The sequence below is a fragment of the Corynebacterium sp. MSK006 genome (assembly GCF_030232385.1).
Classification (GTDB): Bacteria; Actinomycetota; Actinomycetes; order Mycobacteriales; family Mycobacteriaceae; genus Corynebacterium; species Corynebacterium frankenforstense_A.
On sequence record NZ_JASPJZ010000006.1, the window covers coordinates 18,985 to 40,995 of the forward strand.

At 71.2% G+C, this 22,011-nt stretch carries 19 protein-coding genes, 1 tRNA gene and 1 pseudogene; 6 read left to right on the plus strand and 15 right to left on the minus strand.

The window, feature by feature from the left end; translation table 11 throughout:
* Nucleotides 1-199 precede the first annotated feature (199 nt).
* Nucleotides 200-661: an Hsp20/alpha crystallin family protein gene (locus tag QQA02_RS05100; RefSeq protein ID WP_284863496.1), complete on the plus strand. Its 462-nt coding sequence runs from the start codon at nt 200-202 to the stop codon at nt 659-661.
* On the opposite strand, the gene QQA02_RS05105 is transcribed toward QQA02_RS05100, so the two are convergent.
* The 8 genes and pseudogenes from QQA02_RS05105 to QQA02_RS05140 form a co-directional block, all read right to left on the minus strand.
* Nucleotides 658-984 (minus strand): ArsR/SmtB family transcription factor, encoded by a 327-nt coding sequence (locus QQA02_RS05105; RefSeq protein ID WP_284863497.1) that lies wholly within the window; start codon nt 982-984, stop codon nt 658-660. The genes QQA02_RS05100 and QQA02_RS05105 overlap by 4 nt on opposite strands.
* 85 nt (nt 985-1,069) lie before the next feature.
* Entirely contained in the window at nt 1,070-2,005 is a 936-nt protein-coding gene (locus QQA02_RS05110; protein WP_284773694.1) for a sulfite exporter TauE/SafE family protein, read from the minus strand.
* Nucleotides 2,006-2,026: 21 nt separating this feature from the next.
* Nucleotides 2,027-2,737 (minus strand): sirohydrochlorin chelatase, encoded by a 711-nt coding sequence (locus QQA02_RS05115; protein ID WP_284863498.1) that lies wholly within the window; start codon nt 2,735-2,737, stop codon nt 2,027-2,029.
* A 4-nt stretch (nt 2,738-2,741) separates the two neighbouring features.
* Nucleotides 2,742-4,037 (minus strand): sulfate adenylyltransferase subunit 1, encoded by a 1,296-nt coding sequence (locus QQA02_RS05120; RefSeq protein ID WP_284863499.1) that lies wholly within the window; start codon nt 4,035-4,037, stop codon nt 2,742-2,744.
* Nucleotides 4,037-4,968 (minus strand): annotated as a pseudogene (cysD, locus tag QQA02_RS05125) (sulfate adenylyltransferase subunit CysD). Before cysD ends, QQA02_RS05120 begins: the two are co-directional and overlap by 1 nt.
* The gene (locus QQA02_RS05130) at nt 4,950-5,738 is read right to left on the minus strand and encodes a phosphoadenylyl-sulfate reductase (protein WP_284863500.1); all 789 of its coding nucleotides are present in this window, start codon (nt 5,736-5,738) and stop codon (nt 4,950-4,952) included. The pseudogene cysD and the gene QQA02_RS05130 overlap by 19 nt, the downstream one beginning before the upstream one ends.
* A 51-nt stretch (nt 5,739-5,789) precedes the next feature.
* On the minus strand, nt 5,790-6,062 hold the full coding sequence (locus QQA02_RS05135) for a hypothetical protein (protein WP_284773689.1): 273 nt from the start codon (nt 6,060-6,062) through the stop codon (nt 5,790-5,792).
* Nucleotides 6,059-7,747, minus strand: a complete 1,689-nt coding sequence (locus QQA02_RS05140; RefSeq protein ID WP_284863502.1) for a nitrite/sulfite reductase — start codon at nt 7,745-7,747, stop codon at nt 6,059-6,061. The genes QQA02_RS05135 and QQA02_RS05140 overlap by 4 nt, the downstream gene beginning before the upstream one ends.
* 245 nt (nt 7,748-7,992) lie before the next feature.
* Between QQA02_RS05140 and QQA02_RS05145 the strand changes: the two genes are divergently transcribed.
* On the plus strand, nt 7,993-8,454 hold the full coding sequence (locus QQA02_RS05145) for an NAD(P)-binding protein (RefSeq protein ID WP_284773687.1): 462 nt from the start codon (nt 7,993-7,995) through the stop codon (nt 8,452-8,454).
* A gap of 7 nt (nt 8,455-8,461) precedes the next feature.
* On the opposite strand, the gene QQA02_RS05150 is transcribed toward QQA02_RS05145, so the two are convergent.
* Entirely contained in the window at nt 8,462-11,419 is a 2,958-nt protein-coding gene (locus QQA02_RS05150) for an FAD-binding and (Fe-S)-binding domain-containing protein (RefSeq protein WP_284773686.1), read from the minus strand.
* A 210-nt stretch (nt 11,420-11,629) separates the two neighbouring features.
* Here QQA02_RS05150 and QQA02_RS05155 point away from each other — a divergent pair, with 210 nt between their 5' ends.
* From QQA02_RS05155 to QQA02_RS05165, 3 genes are all read left to right on the plus strand, one after another.
* Nucleotides 11,630-12,241 (plus strand): DUF1707 SHOCT-like domain-containing protein, encoded by a 612-nt coding sequence (locus tag QQA02_RS05155; RefSeq protein WP_284773685.1) that lies wholly within the window; start codon nt 11,630-11,632, stop codon nt 12,239-12,241.
* Nucleotides 12,242-12,335: 94 nt separating this feature from the next.
* A complete protein-coding gene (locus QQA02_RS05160) occupies nt 12,336-13,637 on the plus strand; it encodes a pyridoxal phosphate-dependent aminotransferase (protein WP_284773684.1) in 1,302 nt (433 codons plus the stop codon).
* A gap of 126 nt (nt 13,638-13,763) precedes the next feature.
* Nucleotides 13,764-14,849, plus strand: coding sequence for a glycerophosphodiester phosphodiesterase family protein (locus tag QQA02_RS05165; RefSeq protein WP_284863504.1), 1,086 nt, complete (start codon nt 13,764-13,766; stop codon nt 14,847-14,849).
* A 16-nt stretch (nt 14,850-14,865) separates the two neighbouring features.
* Here QQA02_RS05165 and QQA02_RS05170 read toward each other — a convergent pair whose 3' ends face one another.
* From QQA02_RS05170 to dcd, 3 genes are all read right to left on the minus strand, one after another.
* On the minus strand, nt 14,866-15,333 hold the full coding sequence (locus tag QQA02_RS05170) for a DnaJ family domain-containing protein (protein WP_284863505.1): 468 nt from the start codon (nt 15,331-15,333) through the stop codon (nt 14,866-14,868).
* A 26-nt stretch (nt 15,334-15,359) separates the two neighbouring features.
* Nucleotides 15,360-16,697 (minus strand): UDP-glucose dehydrogenase family protein, encoded by a 1,338-nt coding sequence (locus tag QQA02_RS05175; RefSeq protein WP_284863534.1) that lies wholly within the window; start codon nt 16,695-16,697, stop codon nt 15,360-15,362.
* 76 nt (nt 16,698-16,773) lie between these two features.
* The gene (gene dcd, locus QQA02_RS05180; RefSeq protein WP_284773681.1) at nt 16,774-17,337 is read right to left on the minus strand and encodes a dCTP deaminase; all 564 of its coding nucleotides are present in this window, start codon (nt 17,335-17,337) and stop codon (nt 16,774-16,776) included.
* 63 nt (nt 17,338-17,400) lie between these two features.
* On the opposite strand from dcd, the gene QQA02_RS05185 reads away from it, so the two are divergent.
* Nucleotides 17,401-17,474 (plus strand) — tRNA-Gly (locus QQA02_RS05185).
* Nucleotides 17,475-17,545: 71 nt separating this feature from the next.
* Here QQA02_RS05185 and QQA02_RS05190 read toward each other — a convergent pair.
* The 3 genes from QQA02_RS05190 to QQA02_RS05200 form a co-directional block, all read right to left on the minus strand.
* Nucleotides 17,546-18,352, minus strand: a complete 807-nt coding sequence (locus QQA02_RS05190; protein WP_284773680.1) for a DUF6544 family protein — start codon at nt 18,350-18,352, stop codon at nt 17,546-17,548.
* Nucleotides 18,353-18,528: 176 nt separating this feature from the next.
* Nucleotides 18,529-20,049: a hypothetical protein gene (locus tag QQA02_RS05195; protein WP_284773679.1), complete on the minus strand. Its 1,521-nt coding sequence runs from the start codon at nt 20,047-20,049 to the stop codon at nt 18,529-18,531.
* 211 nt (nt 20,050-20,260) lie between these two features.
* Nucleotides 20,261-21,913 (minus strand): VanW family protein, encoded by a 1,653-nt coding sequence (locus QQA02_RS05200; protein ID WP_284773729.1) that lies wholly within the window; start codon nt 21,911-21,913, stop codon nt 20,261-20,263.
* Nucleotides 21,914-22,011 lie beyond the last annotated feature (98 nt).

The following is a 22,011-nucleotide window of genomic DNA, read 5'->3' on the forward strand; positions in this document are numbered from 1 at the left end:
ACACCCGCCACCGCGGGGCGCTCATCACGACCAAGCATAGGACCTCAGAGCACCGGCCCGCCGCCGGAGGCCGGAGGGTCCGGAATTAGCGGGCCGCTGACCGGCCTGAAAACAAAAGGTTGAGGGTCCCGGAATAAACCTTGGCCGCTAAGAGTTGAGTAGGGTGTAAGCAAGTTTGAGAGACGCAGAGGAGAACATCATGGCACTCGTCCAGTACGACCCCTTCACCCAGCTCGACAACCTGGCCCGCCAGGTCTTCGGCAGCGGCGCCGGCGCCACCTCGCGCACCCCGCGCTTCATGCCGCTGGACCTCTACAAGGAGGCCAACAACTACGTCCTGAACGCCGACCTGCCGGGTGTCGACCCTGAGAGCATCGACATCGACATCGACAACGGTGTGCTGACGATCTCGGCCGAGCGCTCCACCGGCCCGACGGTGCGTGAGGGCACCGACGAGGACGGCACCTCGTGGGTGACCAACGAGCGCTTCACGGGCACCTACCGCCGCCAGGTCACCGTCGGCGACTCCGTGGACAACGAGAACGTCACCGCGGACTACTCCGGCGGCGTGCTGACGGTCACCCTCCCGCTGGCCGAGCGCGCGAAGAGCCGCAAGATCTCGGTGACCCACTCGGAGCCGAAGAAGACGATCGAGGGCTAGTCCAGCTTCTCGTGGGAGTAGCTGTCGTGGGAGAACCCCACGTGGTGGAGCACGTCGTGGATGCGTGAGTTGTCCAGCGTGTACCGGACCTCGCGGCCGACGCGCTCCCCGCTGACCACACCGGCGGCCTCCATCGCGCGCAGCGCGGCGGAGGCCGTCGCCACGCGTACCCCGGTGGCCTCGGCGAGGTCGGTGACGGTGGCGGTGCCGGGCGCGCGGTGGTGCATCACCGCCAGCAGGCGCAGGCGGGTCGGGTCCCCGAGCAGCTTGAACAGGCCAGCCCACCGGCCGGCCAGGTCAAGGAGTTCCTCGCGCCCGCTCATGGGCCCCATCCTATCGCGTGCCGGGGCGCCCCCACCGCGACCTGCACCGATCTGACCCTGCACCGCCTCAACGCGCCCCGCAGCCCTAACGCGGATCGCCGAGCAGCGTGCCCGTTGGCTCGGCGTTGACGGTGGTCCGCCGCTCGGGCTCGGCGGCCAGCGCCGCCCGCGCCCGCAGCCAGCCGCGCAGGGCGAGCGAGCCGCCGACGACGAGGACCACCAGGCGCAGGCCCCAGAGCACGCCGGGGGTGACGTCGAAGGGGGCGAGCACCACGGGCAGGTTAAGCAGCACGAGCAGCGTGCCCACCACCCCGCCGAGCGCTGCGGGGTTCATCCGGGAGACGAGCCAGGCCGCGACCGGCGCGGCGATGCAGCCGCCGACCAGCAGCGCGAGCACGGCTGCGAGGTTGGCCACCAGGTCCTCCCACAGGCCGACGACGAAGCCGGCGACGGCGGCGGTGGTCACGAGGAACTCGGCGGTGTTGACGGTGCCCACCACGCGCCGCGGCTCGGTCTTGCCGAGTGTGAGCAGCGTCGAGGTGGTCACCGGGCCCCAGCCCCCGCCGCCGGTGGCGTCGATGAAGCCGCCGAAGGCACCGAGGGTGCCGAGGAAGCCCGTGGAGTGCCCGCGCCCGGAGTAGGTGCGCCGCACGCGCCCGCGCGAGAAGCGCCAGACGAGGTTGACGCCGATGGCCGTGAGCACGGTCGCGGTGATCGGCCGGGCGGCGTCGGCGTGCAGGTTGGACAGCACCGTCGCGCCGAGGAAGGCGCCGACGGCCCCGGGCACCGCGAGGCGCAGCACGACGCGCCAGTCGACGTTGCCGAAGCGCCAGTGGCTCACGCCGCTGACCAGGGTGGTGCCCATCTCCGCGGTGTGCACCACGGCGCTGGCCTGGGCCGGGCCGAGGCCGGCGAGGGCGATGAGGATCGTCGTCGAGGTGGCGCCGAAGCCCATGCCCAGGCCCCCGTCGACGAGTTGCGCCGCCAGCCCGGCGAGGGCGATGAGGATGAGGGTGGTCATGGTCGGGTCTCCTTCAGGGAGTCATGCGTAGATGAGCGCCGAGCGGAATCGGGCGGCGACGACGTCGGCGAGCCGGGTGGCCAGCGGGCCGGATCGGGTGACGGTCACCCCGGTGGCGTCCTGCACGCGCGGCAGCGCGCGCACGAGCCGGTCGAGCAGCAGGCCCGAGGTGACGAAGAGCGGCACAAGGTGCAGCCCGCGCGGGCCGGCCGCGGCGGCCAGCTCGGCCAGCCGCCCGGCGGGGTCGGGGCCGTTGGTGGCGGTGACCAACGACGCGGTGCGCCCGGTGAGCTCCCCGAGCTCGGCGGCGAGCTCCTGGACTTGAGCGTTGGCGTCGGCGTGCGAGGACCCGACCGAGTAGAGGGCCAGGTCGGCGCCTGCCGGCGCCTCGGAATTGACGACGTCGCGCAGCACCCCCGCGGTCTCGGAACCGAATCCGAGGCCGTGGGTGGCGCGGGCCTTAAGGCCCGCGTCGCGGGCTGCGGCGACGGCGGCGGGGACGTCGACGTTGGCGTGGTGGGCCGCGCTGAACAGCAGGGGCACGACGACGGCCGGGGTGCCGGCGGGCAGGACCCGGGCGACCTCGGGCAGCGAGGGGGTGGCCAGCTCGAGGAAGGCGGAGACCCCGGTGGTGGCGCAGCGCGCGGCGGCCGCGGAGGTCAGCGCGCGGCTGCCCCGGTCGGCGCCGGGGCAGCGCGAGCCGTGCGAGAGTGTGATCAGCAGCGGTTCCACGGTCTCACCCCAGCCTGGTCCCGACGAGTCCGGCGGCCAGCGTGTCGCCGTCGGCCTGGTCGACGACGAGGAAGGAGCCGACCGCGCCGCGGGCGGCGTAGTCCTCGACGGGCAACGCCTCGGCGACGTCGACGGTGACGTGCGCGATGTCGTTGAGCCCGACGGTGAGGTCGGCGCCCTCGGCGACGGGCGCGGCGTCGTCAATGGAGACGAGGCTGTCGACGGAGGTGACGCGCCCGCGGGTGAGCTTGGTGCCGTAGCGGATCTTCACGCGCTTGCCGCGGGTGAGCTCCTTGTCGCTCAAGCCCACGACAGTCGCGGCGAAGCGGCGGGTGTCCGCTGGGCGCCCGGGGCCGGCGATGAGGTCGCCGCGCACGATGTCGATCTCGCGGTCGAGGCGCAGCACGACGGAATCGCCGGCGGTGGCGGAGTCGACCTCGCCGTCGGGGGTGTCGATGTGGGCGACCACGGCCTCGCGGCCCTCGGGCAGCGTGACGGTGTCGCCGACATGCACGGTGCCGGCCTTCACGCGGCCGGCGTAGCCGCGGTAGTCGGAGGCGTGCTCGCGGATGACGTACTGGACCGGGAAGCGGAAGTCCAGGTCGTTGGCGCGGCCGCGGGCGACCTCGACGCCCTCGAGGATCTCGAGGACGGTCGGGCCGGTGTACCAGTCCATGTTCTCCCCGCGCTCGACGACGTTGTCGCCGAGCAGGGCGGAGATGGGCACGACCTTGAGGTCGTCGATGCCGAGGTCGTCGGCGACGGCGCGGGCGTCGGACTCGATGTCGCGGAAGACCTGCTCGTCGAAGTCGACGAGGTCGATCTTGTTGACGGCGAGCACGACGGTGCGCACGCCGAGCAGCGCGGCGACGGTCAGGTGGCGGCGGGTCTGTTCGACCACGCCGTGGCGGGCGTCGATGAGCAGCACGACGACCTGGCTGGTGGACACGCCGGTGACCGTGTTGCGGGTGTACTGCACATGCCCCGGGGTGTCGGCGAGGATGAAGGTGCGCCGGTCGGTGGCGAAGTAGCGGTAGGCGACGTCGATGGTGATGCCCTGCTCGCGCTCGGCGCGCAGGCCGTCGACGAGCAGCGAGAGGTCGAGGCCGTCGAAGCCGCGGTCGGCGCTGGTGCGCTCGACGCTGGCGAGCTGGTCGGCGAGCACGGAGCGGGTGTCGTGCAGGAGGCGGCCGACGAAGGTCGACTTGCCGTCGTCGACGGAGCCGGCGGTGCACAGGCGCAGGGTCTCGCGGTCCGCGAGGGCGTCGCTGGCGTGCGCGGGGGCGGTGGCGGTCGTCATCAGAAGTAGCCTTCCTTCTTACGGTCTTCCATGGCCGACTCGCTGAGCCGGTCGTCCGCGCGGGTCGCGCCGCGCTCGGTGAGGGTGGAGGTGGCGATCTCGGCGAGGATCTCGTCGACGGTGGACGCCTCGGAGAGCACCGCGCCGGTGCAGGACATGTCGCCGACGGTGCGGTAGCGCACCCGGCGGGTGACCAGCTCCTCGCCCTCGCGCGGCCCGCCCCACTCGCCCGGGGTCAGCCACATGCCGTCGCGCTCGAAGACCTCGCGGTTGTGGGCGAAGTAGATCTCCGGCAGGTCGATGTTCCGGGCGCCCAGGTACTCCCAGACGTCCAATTCGGTCCAGTTGGAGATCGGGAAGACACGGATGTTCTCGCCCGGCAGGTGCCCGCCGTTGTAGAGGTCCCACAGCTCGGGGCGCTGGCGGCGCGGGTCCCAGCCACCGAAGGAGTCGCGCACGGAGAAGACGCGCTCCTTGGCGCGCGCCCGTTCCTCGTCGCGCCGGGCGCCACCCAGCACGGCGTCGTAACCCTGCTCCTCGATCGTCTCGACGAGCGGGACCGTCTGCAGGGGTTGCGGGTGCCGTCGGGGCGCTCGACGAGGTCGCCGCGGTCGATCCAGTCCTGGACGCGGGCGACGCGCAGGCGCACGCCGGTGCGCTCGACGAGCTCGTCGCGGAAGCGCAGGACCTCCGGGAAGTTGTGGCCGGTGTCGACGTGCAGCAGTTCGAAGGGCACGGCCGCCGGGGCGAAGGCGCGGCGGGCCAGCTCGAAGACGGTCACGGAGTCCTTGCCGCCGGAGAACAGCAGCGCGGTGCGGTCGAACTGTCCGGCGACCTCGCGCAGGATGTGGATCGACTCGTCCTCGAGTTCCTTCAGGTGCGGGGAGAGCGGGGTAATCGTCGTGGTGGTGGTCATGAGTGCAGTCCGCATTCTGTCTTGGTGGAGTTGGCCCAGCGCCCGGCGCGCGGGTCCTTGCCCTCGGCGACGGGCAGGGTGCAGGTGGCGCAGCCGATGGACGGGTAGCCCTGGTGCGTCAGCGGGTTCTCCACGAGGTGGTTGGCGTCGATGAACTTCTGGGTCTCCTCGAGGGTCCAGGTGATGATCGGGGAGATCTTCAGCCGGCCGGTGTGGTCGAGCGAGAGGGCCGGGGCGTGCGCGCGGGTCGGGCCGTCGGCGCGGCGCAGGCCGGTGACCCAGCCGACGTAGCCGGAGAGCTGGCGGGCCAGCGGCTCGACCTTGCGCATGCGGCAGCAGGCCGTCGGGTTCGAGCGGTAGAGGTCCGGGCCGTAGGTGGCGTCCTGCTCGGCGCGGGTGAGGATCGGCCGGGCGGTGACCAGGGGCAGCTCGTAGCGCTCGTCGACGGCGCGGGCGGTGGCGAGGGTCTCCTCGAAGTGGTAGCCGGTGTCCAGGAAGAGCAGGTCCGCCTCGGGCAGGTGCCGAGCGGCGAGCTCCGCGAGCACCGTGTTCTCCATGGACATCGTCACCGCGATCGCGCCCGGGGCGTGCTCGTGGGTCCACTCCATGATCTTGTCGGCGGGGGCGTCGTGGAGGCGGTCGGCCCACTCGTCGACCAGCTGCTCGTTGGCGGCGGCCGTCTCGGGGCTCAGCGGCTCGGTCTCGCGGGGCCCCTCGGGCGAGACCTCGGGGTCGCGGTAGTGCGCGCCGCGGGAGCTGTTGCCCAGCAGGTTCACGCTCGTCACGGTGGCATCCTTTCTCTTCTTCTCTCGGGTCGGGGTGCGTCGGTCAGTGTGTCAGCGTTCGGGGGTACCCGCAGCGCCACCGAGAACGGAGTTCCCCGCGTGCCGACGCAAGGAGTCCACCAGGGCGGCGGAGGTGGAGCGCGCCGGAGCCGGCCGGTGCGGCGGGTCGTCCTGGCCGAAGTAGCGGACCTCGAAGACGCGGGTGCAGTCGGAGCACTTCCAGGCGAACTCGCTCTCCTCGGCCGGGAAGAGCTGCTCGCCGGCGCACCACGGGCAGTACAGCGGGTGGTTGCGGTTCGGGTTCGGCGTGCGGCGCAGGCTCACTTGAGGTCCTCCTCGTCGGCGCGCACGACCCACTCGCGGAACTGCTCGCCCTCGTGGCGCTGCTCCTTGAAGTGGCCGACGACGCGGGTGACGTAGTCGGCGAGCTCGTCGGCGATGACCTTGTGGCCCTTGAGCTTGCGGCCGAAGTTCGGGTCGAGGTTCATCGAGCCACCGAGGTGGACCTGGAAGCCCTCGACGCGGTTGCCGTCGGCGTCGGTGACGGTCTGGCCCTTGAGCCCGATGTCGGAGACCTGCGTGCGGGCGCAGGAGTTCGGGCAGCCGTTGAGCGAGATCTTCAACGGGACGTCGAGGTCGCCGAGGCGCTCCTCGAGCTCGTCGACGAGCTCGATGGCGCGGGCCTTGGTGGTCACGTGGGCGAGCTTGCAGAACTCCAGGCCGGTGCAGGAGATGATGCCGCGGCGGAACTCGGAGGGGTGGGCGTAGAGGCCCACCTCGTCGAGGGCCGCGGAGAGCTCCGCCAGGTCCTCGCGCTCGACGTCGAGGAAGAGCAGCTCCTTTTCCGGGGTGGTACGGATGCGGGTGACGCCGAAGCGCTCGGCGACGTCCGCGATCTGGATGAGCTGCTCGCCGCTGGTGTGGCCGACGGTGGGCTTGGTCCCCAGGTAGAACCTGCCGTCCTTCTGCGGGTAGGCGCCGATGTGGTCGCGGTAGCCGGGGTGGGTGCCCACCTCGGGGCCGTCGATGAGCCGGCGGTGCAGGTACTCGTCCTCGAGGACCCGGCGGAACTTCTCGATTCCCCACTGGGCGACGAGGAACTTCAGGCGCGCGCGGTTGCGCAGGCGGCGGAAGCCGTAGTCGCGGAAGAGACCGGCCACGCCGGCCCAGACCTCGGCGACCTCCTCGAGCGGGACCCAGACGCCGAGCGACTTCGAGAGCATCGGGTTGGTGGACAGCCCCCCACCGACGAAGCAGGCGAAGCCGGGGCCGTGCTCGGGATGCACGGAGGCGACGAAGGAGATGTCCTGGATCTCGTGGGTGACGTCCTGGCGGGCGTGGCCGGAGATGGCGGTCTTGAACTTGCGCGGCAGGTTGTCGAACTCGCCGCTGTGCAGGTACTTCTCCTGGATCTCGCGGATGGCGGGGGTGGCGTCGATGATCTCCTCGGCGGCCACGCCGGCCACGGGCGAGCCGAGGATGACGCGCGGGACGTCGCCGCAGCCCATCATCGTCGACAGGCCGACGCCCTCGAGCTTCTCCCAGATGGCGGGGACGTTCTCGATCTCGATCCAGTGCAGCTGGATGTTCTGCCGGTCGGTGAAGTCGGCGGTCGAGCGGGCGTAGTCGCGCGAGATCTCGCCGACGGCGCGCAGCTTCTCCGGGCTGGCCAGGCCGCCGTCGAAGCGCACGCGCATCATGAAGTAGCGGTCCTGCAGCTCGGAGTTCTCCAGCTTGCTCGTGTACTCGCCGCCGAGGTCCTGGCGGCGCTGGGTGTAGATGCCGAGCCACTTGAAGCGCGGGGCGATGTCCTCCGGGTCGATGGAGTCGAAGCCCTGCTTGGAGTAGACGTCGATGACGCGCTGGCGCACGGCGAAGGCCGGGTCGGCCTGCTTGATCCGCTCGTCGTCGTTGAGCGGCTCGCGGCCGTCGATCTTCCACTGGCCCTCGGGCTTCTTCTTGCGCGGGGTGCGCGTGCGCTCTCGGACCTTGGTGGTGGTGGGTGCCATGGGTGCCGCTCCTCAGGGTGCGGAGACGTGTTCAGTGGGATGCGACACACCCTAGGAATACCGCTCGGTCTATTCAACCGTGGACCACATGGCCTATAGTCGGTTACAGACGTTGCGCTGGCCTTTTAGGTGACGCTAACAGAGTGAATGAAACATCCCACAGTCGCATCCTGAATGAAAACGCGCGGTTTTTGCGTCCGCGGTGCTAAATTAACAGACAACCCAGTCTAGGAAAGGACCCCACGATGACCGACGTCGCAGTACCCCGCGTCGCGGTCGTCGGTGCCGGACCGGCCGGCATCGTCGCCGCGGACAGGATCGCCCGAGCCCTGCCGCCGCTGTGTGTGGACCTCATCGACGCCCGCCCCGCCCCCGCCGGCCTGCTGCGCTGGTTCCGCACCGACCGCGTGCGCCTGCTGGGCAACGTCACCGTGGGCCGCGACGTCACCGCCGCCGAGTTGGCCTCGATTTACGACGCCGTGCTGAGCACCGTCCCGGGCATCTCCGGCACCCACGCCGACACCGCCGCCCTCCTGGACTCGCTCGGGCGCGTGGAACCGGCGGGCGCCGGCGACCTGGCCGCCCTGCTCGACGAGCGCGGGCTGGCCCACACCACCTGGACCGCCGGGCCCGGCGAGGCCGTCGGCGGGCTCGAGGAGTGGCGCGAGCTGACGCGCCGCGCCACCGGCGTGCCCGTCTGCGTCTAGGGCGGGCCTAGTCCGGGCGGGTGGCCTCGTCGAGCAGGTAGAGCACGTGCTCGAAGTCGCGGCCGGTGACCTGCTCCATACCCACCTCGCAGGTGCGGTTGGCCGAGACGTAGGCGTCGACGGCCATGTCAGCCTCCGCGGTCTTCAGGCCGGCGCGCTCGTCGCGGGTGGCCGCCTCGAGCAGCTCAGGGTGCAGCAGGCCGCGGTCGCCGGCCGCGCCGCAGCACGCCGCGCCGTGCGGGACGAACGCATCCGTGGCCGCGAAGCGCGCGACGTCGACAAGCTCGTCGGCCAACCCCATGTGCTGCAGCGAGCAGTTCGGGTGCACGGCCACGCGCCCGGCGCGGTGGGTGACCTCGAGGGCGGGCACGAGCTCGTCGTGGGCCCACTCGACGGCGTCGAGGACGCGGACCTTGCCGAACTGCTCGGCGAGTTCGCCGTCGAGCTGGCCGGGGATCTCGTCGAGGATGTTGTGTGTGCAGCTGGCGGCGTCGACGACGACGGGCAGGCGGCCGTGGTCCGACCAGCGGATCAGGTCGCGGGCGAGCTGCTCGGACATGTACTTCTTCGCGGGCTTGTAGCCCTTCGACGAGAACGGGGTCGCGCAGCAGGAGCCGGCGACGTCGTCGGGGATGACGACGGGGCGCCCGGCGCGCGCGGAGAGGTCCACGAGCGTCTGGGCCAGTGACTTCTCCCCGATCGAGCGGCCGAACATGCGGTTGATGCAGGCCGGGAAGTAGACGGCGGCCGCGCCTTGGGCGGTCGTCTCGGGCAGTGTCGCGTTCGCGGCGGGCGGCAGGCCGTTCTCCGCCGAGGGCATCAGGTCGGTGGCCACGACCTTGCGGGCCAGCGAGGTGATCCCGGAGACGAGCGCGGTGCCGGCGGGCTTGCCGAGCACCCGGGTGACGATGTCGGCGGTGCCGAGCCCGGTGCGCGCGGCGGCCTCGACGGTCTCCCAGCGCTTGGCCAGCGCCAGGGCGATGCGGTCGGCGGTCTCGGTGGCCTCGAGGGCGCGGAACTGCTTCATCATCGCGCCGGTGTCGATGGAGATCGGGCAGGCGATCGCGCAGGTGCCGTCGGCGGCGCACATGTCCACCGCGTCGTAGCCGTAGTCGGCGTGCAGCGCGTCGAGGACCGGGGAGCCCTCGGGCTGGCGGGCCATCTCGCGGCGCAGGGCGATGCGCTGGCGCGGGGTGACGGTGACGTGGCGCGAGGGGCAGACGGACTCGCAGAAGCCGCACTCGATGCAGGCGTTGGCCACCTCCTCGATGCGCGGGTAGCTCTTGAAGTCGCGCATGGCGATCTCGTCGTCGAGGCTGAGCTTGGTGCCCGGGTTGAGCACGCCTTGCGGGTCGAGCAGCTTCTTGACGCGCCAGAACAGCTCGTAGATGTGGTCGCCCCACTCGCGGCGCACGAAGGGGGCCATGTTGCGGCCGGTGCCGTGCTCGGCCTTCATCGAGCCGTCGTACTTGTCCAGGATCAGCTCGGCGAAGGCCTGCATGAAGCGGGCGTACTCGTCGCGGGCGTTCTCGTCCTCGAAGTTGGGGGTCAGGAAGAAGTGCAGGTTGCCGTAGGCGGCGTGGCCCATGACCATCGGCGGGTAGCCGAAGGAGGTCAAAAGGTCCATCAGGTCCTTCGAGGCGGCGCCGACCTCGGCCGGCGGGCAGCAGGCGTCCTCGGTGAGCAGGGCGGAGCCGTCGGGGCGGGTCGTGGAGAAGAGCGGCATGAGCCCGCCGCGGATCTCCCAGGCCTGGTCCATGGAGACCTTGTCGTACATGAACTCCAGGGGGCTGGTTAGTTCCGCCTCGGCGAGCACCTCGCGCACCGCGGCGATCTTCTCCTCGAGCTCCCGCTCGTCGCGGCCGGCGACCTCGACGAGCAGCGCGGAGTCGTCGTCGGAGAGGTCGGCCCAGGACTCCTCGGCGCCGGCGAAGTTGCCCACGGACTCGCGCAGCACCGGGGAGACGAGCAGCTCGCAGGCGGCGGCGCCGGCGGCGACGATGTCGGCGACGTAGCCGGCGGCCAGGTCGAGGCGCGGCAGCATCACCCAGGTCACGGCGCGTTTGGTGGGCAGCTCGAGGGTGCGCAGGCGGGCCTCGTCGATGCAGCCGAGGATGCCCTCGGAGCCGACCATGAGGCGGCCGAGGATCTTGACCGGCTGGTCCTCGTCGAGGAAGGCGTCCAGGCGCAGGCCGTTGGTGTTGCGGATGGTGAACTTGCGGCGCAGGCGGGCCACCAGCTTCTCGTCGGCGCGGATCTCGTCGCGCAGGGCGGCCAGGCCGGCGTGGATCTCCGGCTCCGCGGCGGCCAGCTTCGCGTCCGCGTCCGGCGCGCCGGTGTCGACGACGGTGCCGGAGGCGAGCACGAGGCGCACGGACTCGAGGCTGTGGTAGCTGTCCTGCTCCGGCGGGCAGCGCATGCCGCCGGAGTTGTTGGAGAGGATGCCGCCGATGGTGGCCACGGACTCGCTGGCCGGGTCGGGGGCGAAGCGGCGCCCGGAGCGGGCGAGGACGGCCTGCACGTTGCGCAGGACCTCGCCGGGGCGCACGCGCAGCACGGTGCCCTCGAGGACCATGCCGCGGAAGTGGTGGCGCATGTCGACGAGGATCTCGTCGGTCTGCACCTGGCCGTTGAGCGAGGAGCCGCCGCCGCGGAAGGTGAGGTGGCGGCCGGTGCCGCGCGTGTAGTTGATCAGCTTGACCAGGTCGTCGGTGGTCTCCGGGGTGACCACCACCTGGGGCAGGATGCGGTAGGGCGAGGCGTCGGTGGCGTAGCGGACCAGGTCGATGGCCCGGTGGAGGACCTTGTCCTCGCCGAGCAGGCGGATCAGGTCGCTCTTGAGAGGCTCAGGCGTGCCTGCGGCCATGTGGTCGGGCACGCGGTCGGGGAACTCGGTCCTGCCGTCCAGCTGCCGGACGTCGGGGCGCGCGATCCTGCGGGGGTTCTTCGCGGCGATGGGGCTCATATACCGAGGGTAGAATCGCGGGGGGTGGCCACGTGTAGTGTGCTGAGGCTCGCCTCTCCGTAAGACGGGGGTGGTGCGGAGGGTGTGGGCGGGGCGGCGCGGGGGTGCGGGCGGGGCGCCGGTGACGGCGCGGAAGAGGTGGCGCGGTGGGTCGCCGGATCAGGGTTTTCCCCGATGACCGGTGGCGCGGGACCCGGTAGACTCGCTGACGTGACCCCTCAGAACCCCAGGACCCCGGAGGTCCGGCTCTCCGACGCCGACCGCTCAGCCGCCATGTCCGCGCTCGGCCGCGCGATGGCCGAGGGGCGTCTGGACCTGACCGAGTACGACTCCCGCTGCCAGGCGGCCGCCGCCGCGCAGGTACGCCGCGAGCTCGACGTGCTCTTCACCGACCTGCCGCGCAGCGTCTTCCGCGCCGGCGAGGCCGGCGAGGCGGTCTACTCGGCCAGCGAGATCGCCGCGGCCCGCAAGCGCGGCCAGCACCCCCGGGCCGCGGCACTGCTGCTCAGCGCCGTCGCGGGGATCGCCGGCACGGTCGTCGGCGCCACCGTCCCGGGCGTGGCCGGCGCGACGATCCTCACGGTCGCGCTCGCGCTGGTGCCCGTGGTCTTCATCCTGCTCTACGTGGCCAAGGTCGGCCCGGACTCCTGGTACGCCCCCTCCCCGGCGCAGCTGGAGCGGGCGCGTCTGCGGGAGATCTACTCCGCCGAACGGTTGCGGGTCGCGGAGAAGCGTGCCGAGCAGCGCCGCCGGCGCGAGGAGCTGACGGACCAGGCGATGGGGATCGCCCAGAACTTCCTCGGCGACCGGGGGAAGCGGTAGCCGGGGAAGGCTGCTGAGGGGGAAGTGACGCGAACCGCAAGAAATGCCGCGACCGGCTCCCGCGCGGGCGTCGTCACGTGGCACGATAGGTTCCGTGACTAACAAGAAGCAGAAGAACACGACCGCCGAGAGCACGCAGCCCACCCAGGCCGCGAAGCCCACCCGGCGGCGTCGGCCGCGGCGCGAGTTCGACCAGTCGGAGAAGCTCAAGGACGTCCTCTACGAGATCCGCGGGCCGATCGCCGCCGAGGCCGAGCGGCTCGAGCAGGAGGGCCACCGCATCCTCAAGCTCAACACCGGCAACCCGGCGCTCTTCGGCTTCGAGGCCCCGGACGTCATCGTGCGCGACATGATCGCCGCGCTGCCGACCTCCCAGGGCTACTCCAACTCCAAGGGCATCATCCCGGCGCGCCGCGCCATCGTGACCCGCTACGAGGTCATCGACGGCTTCCCGCACTTCGACGTCGACGACGTCTTCCTGGGCAACGGCGTCTCCGAGCTGATCACCATGGTCACCCAGGCGCTGCTCAACGACGGCGACGAGGTACTGATCCCGATGCCGGACTACCCGCTGTGGACCGCGGCGACCACGCTGGCCGGCGGCAAGGCCGTCCACTACCTCTGCGACGAGGAGGACGACTGGAACCCCTCCATCGAGGACATCCGCGCCAAGGTCAACGAGAAGACCAAGGCCATCGTGGTGATCAACCCGAACAACCCGACCGGCGCGGTCTACTCGAAGGAGATCCTGGAGAAGATCGTCCAGGTCGCCCGCGAGTACGACCTGCTCATCCTCGCCGACGAGATCTACGACCGCATCCTCTACGACGACGCGCAGCACATCTCGATCGCCACGCTGGCCCCGGACCTTCTGACCATCACCTTCAACGGCCTGTCCAAGGCCTACCGCGTGGCCGGCTACCGCTCCGGCTGGATGGTGCTCACCGGCCCGAAGGACCACGCGGCCGGCTTCATCGAGGGCCTCGAGCTGCTCGCCGGCACCCGCCTGTGCCCGAACGTGCCGGCCCAGCACGCCATCCAGGTCGCCCTCGGCGGGCGCCAGTCCATCTACGACCTGACCAGCGAGATGGGCCGGCTGACCCGCCAGCGCGACGTGACCTACGAGAAGCTCAACGCGATCCCGGGCGTCAGCTGCGTCAAGCCGCGCGGCGCGCTCTACGCCTTCCCGAAGCTGGACCTCGAGGTCTACGACATCCACGATGACACCCAGCTGATGCTGGACCTGCTGCGCCGCGAGAAGATCCTGCTGGTCCAGGGCACCGGCTTCAACTGGCCGACCCCGGACCACTTCCGCGTGGTCATGCTGCCGTGGGTCTCCGAGCTCGACGCCGCCATCGAGCGGCTGGGCAACTTCCTGGCGAGCTACAAACAGTAGCCGCGGGGCGGCCCGGGCCCGCCGCCCGGCCCGCGACGGCTGCGCGGCGGCGCGGGCGGGGTTATCGTGACCGCGGAACCTCCCGTCGCCGAGCGCGGCCACCCCGCACCCCCGAAAGGCCAGAGAATGTCCCGCTTCCTGCCCCGCGTCACCCGCGCCACGAGCACCACGAGCACCACCCGCGCCGTGCGTACCACCGCCGCCGTCCTGGCGGCCTGCTCCTTGGCCCTGTCCGGCTGCTCGGGCGACGGCGAGGACGCCGAGTCGACCACCGGCTCGCAGGAGGCGAGCCTGGTCGGCGCCGGCGAGATGCTCGGCGACACCTTCGACCTGCAGGCCCACCGCGGCGGGCGCGGCGAGTGGACGGAGAACTCCTCAGGCGCCTTCTCCGAGGCGCTCATGGCCGGGGTGACCACCCTGGAGCTCGACGTGGTCGTCTCCGCCGACGGGGTGCCCGTCGTCTGGCACGACCCGGAGATCGACCCCGAGAAGTGCGAGGACACCCAGCCGGTCACCGAGGGCGACGAGCAGTTCCCCTACGTGGGCAAGCTCGTCCACGAGCTGACCTACGAGCAGCTGCAGACCCTCAACTGCAACAAGCAGCTCGAGGACTTCCCCGACGCCGAGCACCCGCACGCCAACTCCCTGATCCGCCTCGAGGACGTCTTCGACGTCGCCGCCGGCGAGCCCGAGGTCCGCTTCAACATCGAGACCAAGATCGAGGCCGAGGAGCCGGAGAAGTCCGCCAGCCCGCAGGAGTTCGTCGACGCGATCGTGCCGGTACTCCAGGAGCGTGACGTGGTCGACCGCGCGACCGTCCAGTCCTTCGACTGGCGCTCCCTGCCGCTGGTCCACGAGGCCGAGCCGAAGCTGATGACCGTCGTGCTCTGGGACGACACCACCTGGAAGCCGGACTCCGTGTGGACCGGCGACGTCGACTACGACGCCGTCGACGGCGACATCACCCAGGCCGCCGCCCAGCTCAACGCCGGGGTTCTCTCCCCTGACTACGAGCTCGTCGACGAGGACCTCATCGCCCGCGCCCACGCCTCCGGCCTGCCGGTGATCCCCTGGACGGTCAACGAGGCCTCCGACATGCAGAAGATGATCGACCTCGGCGTCGACGGCATCATCACCGACTACCCGACGCGCCTGAAGGGCATCCTCGACGAGCGCGGCATCACCTACCTGCCGGGCGAGGCCCGGCAGTAGCCGGCGGTCCAGCAGCTCAGCGCCGCCACCACAGCCACCACCGGCGCCTGCGTCGGCTTCGATTGACGACGTCGCGCCCCTCGCCGTCGGCGCGCACCCGCGGCGCGGGCGGGTGCGCCGCGCGCCACTCGGCGAGCAGTTCGTCGACGTCGACCGTGTGCACGGGCAGGTTGGGCCCGTCGCCGATGCCCTGCCGGATCACCTCGGCGACCTGACGGTTGAAGCCGGAGGCCAGCTCGCGGACCTCGGCCTCGGTGGCACAGGAGCGGGCCTTGCCCGCCAGGCGCTCGCGCTCCTTGCGCAGCCGCAGCGCCGGCGGCAGCAGCGCCTCGCGGTCGACGTCCTCGGCGGCCAGGCGCCGGCTCAGCCAGGTGTCCGGCCCGCGGCGCACGGGCAACGGCTTGCCCGCGCCGGGCAGGTCGTCGAAGTCACCGCGCTCCTGCGCCTCCCGGATGCGTCGCTCCACGAACGTCTCGAAGCTCATCCCGGCCGGCTTGCGCGGGGGCGTCGTCAATTCAACGCACGACCCAGGGCGGCGACGGTCCAGCCCTCGGCACGCCACGCGTCGGCGTCGAGCACGTTGCGGGCGTCGATGATCACGCGCTCGTCGACGAGCTCGCCGGTGGTCGCGGGGTCGAGGTCGCGGAACTGGCGCCACTCGGTGGCCAGCACGACGACCTCGGCGCCCTGCAGGGCTTCCTCGACGCTGCCGGCGTAGCCGAGTGTGGGGAAGACGCGGGCGGCGTTCGCCATGGCCTGCGGGTCGTAGACGCTCACGGAGGCGCCGGCCAGGGAGAGGGAACCGGCGACGTTGAGCGCCGGGGAGTCGCGCACGTCGTCGGAGTTCGGCTTGAAGGCCGCGCCCAGCACGCACACGCGGCGGCCGATGAGCCGCCCGCCGGTCAGCTCGCGGGTCAGCTCGACGACGCGCTCGCGGCGGCGCTGGTTGATCGCGTCGACCTCGCGCAGGAAGGTCAGGGCCTGGTCCACGCCGAGCTCGCCGGCGCGGGCCATGAAGGCGCGGATGTCCTTGGGCAGGCAGCCGCCGCCGAAGCCGAGACCCGCGCCGAGGAACTTCCGGCCGATGCGGTCGTCGACGCCGATGGCGTCGGCCAGGCGGGTCACGTCGGCGCCGGTGGCCTCGCAGATCTCCGAGACGGCGTTGATGAAGCTGATCTTGGTGGCCAGAAAGGCGTTCGCGGAGACCTTGACCAGCTCGGCGGTCGGCAGGTTCATCTCGAAGAACGGGGTGCCGGCGTCCAGCGGGCGGGCGTAGATCTCGCGGGCGGTCTCCACGGCGGTGCTCGGGCGGTCGGTGCGGTGGCCGACGACGATGCGGTCCGGGGTGATGGTGTCCTTGACGGCGTAGCCCTCGCGGAGGAACTCCGGGTTCCAGGCGATCTCGACCTCGGCGCCCCTGCCGGACTCGGCGGCCAGGGCGTCGACGCGCTCCTGCAGCTCGACGGCGGTGCCCACGGGCACGGTCGACTTGCCGAGCACCAGGTGGCGGCCCTCCAGGCGCGGCACCAGGCCGTCGAGCACCGCGTGGACGTAGGTCAGGTCCGCGGCGTAGCTGCCGCGCTGCTGCGGGGTGCCCACCGCCAGGAAGTGCACGGTGGCGTGCTCGGCGGCCTCGGCGTAGTCCGTGGTGAAGCGCAGCCGACCGGCCGCCATGGTGCGCTCGAGGACCTCGGGCAGGCCAGGCTCGAAGAAGGGGACGCGCCCGGCGCTGAGCGCCTCAATCTTGGCGGGGTCGACGTCGACGCCGAGGACGTCGTGGCCGAGCTCGGCCATGCACGCCGCGTGGGTCGCCCCGAGATAACCGGTACCGATGACAGTCATCTTCATGACAGTCATGTCTACCCCCTCCCCCGCCGGGCCGCAGCGCGAGCGGGGCGCGGGTGGGGCGCGGGTGGGGCCGGGGTCAGTCGAAGTTGAGGTAGTACTTCGAGGGCGTCGGGCCGCGCTGGTTCTGGTACTTCGAGCCCAGCTCGGCGGAGCCGTAGGGCACCTCGGCCGGCGAGGACATCTTGAAGATCGCCAGCTGGCCGACCTTCATGCCCGGGTAGAGCACGATCGGCAGGTTGGCCACGTTGGACAGCTCCAGGGTGATGAAGCCGGAGAAGCCCGGGTCGATGAAGCCGGCCGTGGAGTGGGTCAGCAGGCCGAGGCGGCCCAGCGAGGACTTGCCCTCGAGGCGGCCGGCCAGGTACGGCGGCAGCGTGAAGCACTCGAGGGTGGAGGCGAGCACGAACTCGCCGGGGTGGAGCACGAAGGAGTCGCCCTCGGCCACCTCGACCGGGGTGGTCAGCTCCGACATCCTCCGCTTGGGGTCGATGTGGGTGTAGCGGGAGTTGTTGAATACCCGGAAGAACCTGTCGAGACGCACGTCAACGCTGGACGGCTGGATCAGCTCCGGGTCGAAGGGCTCGATGCCCAGGTCCCCGGACTCGATCGCGGAGCGGATGTCATGGTCGGAGAGAAGCACGTCCCTCATGGTAGCGACCGGGTTTCCCCGAGGGGTCGCCACGGTGTTAAGGTGTACGCCAGTGCCGATGTAGTTCAATGGCAGAACATCAGCTTCCCAAGCTGAATACGCGGGTTCGATTCCCGTCATCGGCTCCAAGAGAAACCGCTGGACCGGGCCTCCGGTTCAGGGGTTTCGTGTGGTTCGGGGGTGGGCGCCGCGGGTCTGCTCACCCGTAGGCTATCTCGCCGATCGCGCCGTCGAAGTAGACCAGCGGGGCGTCCGGGTACTCCCACACCGCCTGCAGGCGCGTGGGCAGCCGCAGCCCGTCCGCGCGGACGGCGTAGCCGGAAGCGCGGGCCGTCCAGGGGACGTACTCCATGGTGCCGTCGGGCCTGGCGACGGCGCGGTCCCGCGTGGTGAACTCGGCCATCTCGAAGTCCCCGGTGAACCTGAACTCGCCCGAGACGTGCGCGCCGCCGTGGCTGACGGAGGCGGCGACGCGGTGGGCGTCGACGTGCTCGAAGGTGATCTTCCCGGTCAGCAGGGAGGCGGGCAGGAAGAGGCTCTCGGCGAGGTAGGTCGCCAGGCAGGCCTGGTCCATCTCGGAGCCGCGCTGGTCGAAGAGCGTGACCGCCTTGCCCAGCACGCCGTGCATGCCGCCCGTGCCCGCCGCGTAGTAGTCGTAGCCCTCGAACGGGACCGAGAACATGCCGGACTCGATCAGCGCCAGCCGCTCGGGCTCCAGGGCGCTGTTGTACTGGGTGTAGTCGATCCGCATCGGCGACGTGGCGGGTCCCCGGGAGAACGCCACGTCCGTGAAGCGGATCCGCATGTGGTTCATCCTCGGGGTACCGGGGAAACCGGCGCGGGCCACGAACTCCCGGACGGCCGGCGGCAGACCGGCGAAGTCGGCCTCGGTGAAGGTGCCTCCCGGTCCGGCCGCGGCGGCGCGCACCTGCATCGCCGCGACGTCGCGGGAGAACCGCGCCCGCAACGGCGACCAGGGCACCCGGAACCAGACCGGGACCCCCAACGCGAGTCCGAGGCCCGCCGCGGCGGCGTACGCCTTCCATCTGCTGCGTGCGGTCCTACCGCGTCCGGTCCTTCTGTGTCCGGTCCTTCTGTATCCAGTCACGGGTAATCCTGGTGCTCGTAAGCGGAAAGGCCGGACCACGTGATCGTGGTCCGGCCTTCATTCATGGGATTCAGTCAGCGGTTCTCAGCGGAGCCCGGGTTCTGCTGGCCCTGCGGCCCCTGCGGGAACTGACCCGGCTGCGGCTGGCCGAATTGCGGGCCCTGCGGGAACTGGCCCTGCTGGGGCTGCTGGAACGGACCCGACTGCGGGAACTGGCCCGGCTGCGGCTGCTGCGGCTGACCGAACGGGCCCGGCTGACCGAACTGCGGCCCCTGCGGGCCCTGCGGGAACTGACCCTGCTGAGGCTGCTGGAACGGACCCGACTGCGGGAACTGGCCCGGCTGCGGCTGCTGGAACTGGTTCGGCTGCGGCTGCTGCGGGCCGAACTGACCCTGCGGAGCCTGGAACTGGTTCTGCGGCTGCTGGAACTGCGGCTGCGGGATCTCCTCGCGGATCTTGCCCTGGAACCAGGCGCGGGTATCGGGCATGGCCAGCATGACGATCAGCGCAATCGCGTAGAGGAGCGCGAAGATGGCCGTCCACGACATCTCAAGGTTGATCGAGAAGATCGCCATCAGGGAACCGAGGACGATGGGGGCCGTCGACGCGATGAGCGCCCAGTTGTTCAGTTCACTGCGTCCACGCATCACCATCAGGATCAGCGCCAGCGCGTGGAGGCAGAGCCCGAAGCAGAGGGCAAAGGAAACGGGAATCGCAGCCAGAACAGCACCCCCGGTGAACGCGTCCGAGATACCGAGGGCGTCCGACTCACCGGAGTCAAAGGCGGCGTAAACGATGACCGGCAGGATAAAGATACCGAGCAGGAAGACCACGAATCCGCCCAGCGCCGTGAAGACGAGGGCCTTCGGCAGCGTGGGCAGCTGGGCCAGCCGCGCCTTGAAGGTGGAGGCGGGCTCGTCGGCGTCGCGGACCTTGTACTGCTTCGGCGGCTTCGGGGGCTGCTGCGGCTGCTGGTTCTGCTGCTGGGGCTGCGGGCCCTGCTGGCCCGGCTGACCGGGCTGCTGGAAGTTCGGGGCCTGCTGGTTCTGCGGGCCCTGCGGGCCGGCCTGACCAGGCTGACCCGGCTGCGCGAACTGCGGGACCTCGTGGTTCTGGTGGCCCTCGTGAGCCTTGTCCTCATCGGCCTTGTGGGCCGCACCCTCGGGCTGCTCGCCCAGGCGCGGGGCCTCGTGGTCCTTGACCTCCGGCTCGGCGTGTGCACCCGGCTTGTCCGCGGGGGCCTCGTCGACGCGCACCTTCGTGGTCTCCGCCTCGGAGACCGGGACGGCCGTGGAACCGGCGGACTCGTCCGACTCGTCCTGGGAGCCGACGCCCGAGGCGGCGAGCTCGTGCAGCGCCGGGATGTCGATGGGCGTGGCCTCCGGGTCGTCCAGGCGGGCGTCGTGGATGTGACGCAGCTGCGGGTCGGAGAAAATGGCGCGGGCCGTGGAGACCTCGTCGACCTGCGGCGAGTCCGGCCCGGCACCCTCCTGGCGGAGGGTCTCCAGGCGCGCGCTGAGCTGGGCGCCGAGCTCCTCGCAGCTGGCCTCCCGGTTCAGCCCGAGAGAGGCGTAGAGGTCGTAGTGCTGAGACATGTTGGTTCCTCGTTGATTCCTACGTCAGTTAAGGCCCGCCCCGTGAGGCGGCGCTGTGCGGTAACGATACCGACCACCATGCACCGACGCAGGTCTCCCCCACCCAACTAAACGGGGAGCACTCCCCGGTGCTCCCCGTTTATCTCCCCGGTGCTCCCCGTTTGTCTCCCCGACGCTCCCCGGCGTCGGGGTCCTGTGTGCGCCCCTTACGCTAGCTGCAGCGAACGATCGGCTGCGGGTCGTAGACCGTCGTCTGGGTCTCGCGCGAGATCTCGTTGCCGAACAGGTCGCGGATGATGCGGGTGTCCGAGGTGGTGAAGCCCGGCGCGCCCGAGGACGGCGAGCAGTCCGAGCCGGAGACCTGCTGCTCGTGCGGACTGGTCTGCGCCCACCGGCCGCCGTTGACCGACTCGACGTCGACCTGCTTGACGCCCTTGAGCCGCACGGTCACGCTGTCGCCGCCGACGGAGGTCTCGATGCGCACCGGGTACTGGCTGGTGTTGCGGAAGACCAGGTCGATCGCGCCCTCGTAGACGGTGGCCTCGCGGCCGGCCGGGTAGCGGGAGATGTAGTAGCTGTGCGGGGTGTGCGCCACGTCCTCCATGCCGGCGAAGTAGGCGGCGTTGTAGAGGGTGGTGGCGAACTGGGAGATGCCGCCGCCGACGGCCTTGCCGGCGCGGCCGTCGATGATGATGCCGCCCTCGACGTAGCCCTGCGCGGTGCCGCGCGGGCCGGTGTAGCCGTTGAGCGAGAAGGTGTCGCCCGGGGCGACGATCGCGCCGTCGACCTGGGCGGCGACCCGGCGGATGTTCTGCCCGGAGGTGTCGGAGAAGCCGCCGGTGGTGAACTCGCCGACGACGTCGTCGAAGGTCGCCTTCTCCGCCATCTCGGTGGTGAAGGTGGCCGGCTCGTCCTTGTAGACCGCGTCGAACTCGCGGTCCTCGTCGCCGGTGATGCGCCCGGGCAGCCCCTCGAGGGTGGCGTCCCAGTCCACCGAGACGCCGTCCGAGTGCGGGGTGATGTCACGACTGTCGCCGACGAAGCGGATCTGCGCGTTGCGCTGCGGTTGCTCGCTCTCGGCCAGGCCCTCGGCGAGGATGCCGCGGGCGGCCTCGACGTTGACGTCCTCGACCAGGCGGTCGCCCTCGGGGCGGAAAGTGACCACCTCGCCCATGCGCTCGACGGGCAGCACGCCGTCGATCTCCTCGCGCCCGTGGGCGGTCACCGGCGCCGAGACGGCCTTGGCCGCCGGGCCGTCGGCGGCGGCGCGCACGGCGTCCTCGCCGATGGCCGGACCGTGCACCTCCGCGGGCACCTCGACGCCCTCGGGGTCGGCCCAGCCGGTGACCATGGCCTCGCGCAGCTGCTCGCGGTCGACCTCCTGGCCGTTGACCGGCTCGTCGACGTTGACCCGGCCCTTGTCCACGTTGACCCGGCCGTCGACCGGCTCGCGGGTCAGTCCGGTGACCGCGCGGCGCAGCGCGGGCTGGAACTTCGCGTCGTCGACCTCGCTGACGATGTCGACCTCGTAGGAGGTGAACAGCCCGCGCAGGCGGGTCAGCGGGTTGGCGGACTGCTCGCCGGCGGCGGCGACGGTGGCGGCCCAGTCGGGGCCCACGCCGGCCTCGGCGGGGGTGAAGCGCTCCTTCATCTCCCCGGCGTGCACCGTCACCGGGCGCACGGCCAGCCCGCCGAGCTCGCTCTCGAGCGTGCGGCGCGCCTCGTCCTGGCTCATGCCGCCGATGGCCACCCCACCGACGGTCGCGCCGCGGGGCACGTTGTCGCGGTTCGCCAGGTAGTCGGCGACGTAGACGATCGCGGCGATGAGGAAGAGACCGACGAGCACGCCGGCGCTGACCTTCATCCAGCGGCCGGAACCGGAGTCGTCGCGGTCGTCGCGCACATGATCGTCCGGGGAATACGAGTCTGCCACGCGCTCAACCCTAGCGACCCGCGTACCCG